Genomic DNA, 2,185 nt, shown 5'->3' on the forward strand with positions numbered 1-2,185 from the left:
GGTCGGCATTGCCGTGCAGGCCGCGACCGACGAAGCCGTCAACCGCACGATGAAGCAGCTCCATCAAAACCAGCAGGACGCAATCGCGAAGACGGCCGGCAGCCTGGCCGTCGGCGAAGTGAAGCCGTGGAAGGTGAAGAACACGCTGCCGCTGGAAAACGGCGAAGGCGAAGTGCGCGTCACGCGCGCGTACTCGTCGGCGCTCGCGATGTGCAAGGAATTCGCGTTCTCGGTGAAGGATGGCGACAAGGCCGACTGGTATTTCGCGAATGCGTGCCAGCAAGGCGCGCACTGGAAGTGGGCGTCGGCGGAACCGGCGGTCGATCGGTGGGGGAATTTGCAGTAAGAGGCCGGTGCACATCATGCATGCCCCTGTCGCCCCGGACTTCGACGATTGATCATCGTGACATATGGACGGGACGCTGCATCACCCTGCCCTTGATCCCGGCGGGCAGCGCATCGTCCGGATTCCGGATAATCGATCCGGCTCAGCGGACGGCTTTCCCGATCAGATCGCCCAGGTAGCGCTCCAGCACGCTGAACCTGACGATCGACGCATTCCGCCTCGTCGGATGCGGACTCGACGCGGCCCTGACGTCGACGGGCAATTCATCCCTCAGCCACATCTCCGGAATGTGCAACCTGGCATACGTTCCGCCCGCGATTTCCTCCAGAACCATGTGTCCGCGCCACGCATGCTCGTGGAACAACCCGGATAGCGTTCTGACGAACATGAGAGCACGCTCCCCGACCTCCAGCGGCACGTTACCCCAAGTCGGCGGACCGCCGACGAACTCGATCTCTGCCCCGAGATGGTCCGGTGCAATGCCTTTTCCAACGGAATAGACGCGTTCGACCCGAGCACGAAACACGTGTGGGCGCGGAGAATCGAGAACGGATACAAGCACCAGATCGTACTGTTCCGCTGCGACCGCATACAGCCCCTTCTTCTCGCTCATGGGTGCCCTTTGGATCGCTGACGAGGTTCGAAGGCATCGAATCAGCCCTGCAATCGAAGGGATTCGTTGCACCAGCCTCCGGCACTAGCCCGCCAGCATTTCAACGCATCATCGATGCGCGTCGCCGGCAAACGTCCCGGCCACGACGGACTCAGCGCCTTTTGCTCGGCCAACGAACCGGGCGCCCGTTGCCGGCGCCAGGGATAGACCGCGTTCGCATTGACCCGAAGCGGTCGAATGAAACCGTGCAACCGGCATTCAGGCGACATGCGCCCGAATGCCCCACCCGACTTCAGGACTCGACGTCCTCGAGACTGAAAATCTCCGTCTGGTCGTTGTACGAGAAGATCTCGCCGTAACGGCCCCAGTCGATCACAGCGTCGAGCGTCTCCTCGGCGGCGCCGTCCGACAGGAAATCCTCCAGCTCCTGCTCGAAGCGCACGCGCGGCGCACGATGGCCGGGGCGCTCGTTCAGCACCTTCTTGATCCGCGCGGCGAGCGGCACGTGCTTCAGCAGGTGATCCGCGAACATCAGCTTGCGCTCCTGCGTGCCGAATTCCGCGAACACGCGCCCCGGCGGCGTCAGGAACACGTCGCCTTCGCGCACGTCGGCAAAGCCGAGGTACTGCAGCACTTCCGCGATCGGGAACAGGTCGTCGACCTCCAGATGCAGCGTGCGCGCGATTTCCGGCATGTCGGCACGGCCGTGGTACGGCGCCATCGCGAGCGTCTCGATCAGGCCGGCCATCAGGTTGGTCGACACCTGCGGCAGCCAGCTGCCGAGCTCCAGCCCCTTCTTCGTCGCTTCACCGGTCTGGCGCGCCGTCATCTTGGCGTAGATGTCGTCGACCAGCTTGCGGAACGCCGGGTCGAGACGGTTGCGCGGATGCTTGAACGGCACCTTGATCTCGGCGATCACGCGGCCCGGGTTCGACGACAGCACGAGGATCCGGTCGCACATGAACACTGCTTCCTCGATGTTGTGCGTGACGATCAGCACCGACTTGATCGGCATCCGGCCCTGCGTCCACAGGTCGAGCAGGTCGGTACGCAGCGTCTCGGCGGTCAGCACGTCGAGCGCGGAGAACGGCTCGTCCATCAGCAGGATCGTCGGATCGACGACGAGCGCGCGCGCAAAGCCCACGCGCTGGCGCATGCCGCCCGACAGCTCGCGCGGATACGCGTTCTCGAAGCCGTCGAGACCGATCAGGTCGATCGCGGCCAGC

General features: G+C 64.2%; 3 protein-coding genes. 1 reads left to right on the top strand and 2 read right to left on the bottom strand.

Features of this window, described 5'->3' with window-relative positions; translation table 11 throughout:
* Positions 1-346 (top strand): hypothetical protein (locus JYJ84_RS34780; RefSeq protein WP_205190137.1); only part of this gene is annotated, 346 nt, incomplete at its 5' end.
* A 142-nt stretch (positions 347-488) separates the two neighbouring features.
* Here JYJ84_RS34780 and JYJ84_RS34785 read toward each other — a convergent pair.
* Positions 489-959: a hypothetical protein gene (locus JYJ84_RS34785; RefSeq protein WP_122945994.1), complete on the bottom strand. Its 471-nt coding sequence runs from the start codon at positions 957-959 to the stop codon at positions 489-491.
* Between the two features lie 292 nt (positions 960-1,251).
* Positions 1,252-2,185, bottom strand: a 934-nt coding sequence (locus JYJ84_RS34790) for an AAA-associated domain-containing protein (RefSeq protein WP_205190138.1), incomplete at its 5' end; no start/stop codon positions are given.

Origin of the sequence: Burkholderia sp. LMG 13014 (genome assembly GCF_905232215.1) — a bacterium.
Lineage (GTDB): Bacteria > Pseudomonadota > Gammaproteobacteria > Burkholderiales > Burkholderiaceae > Burkholderia.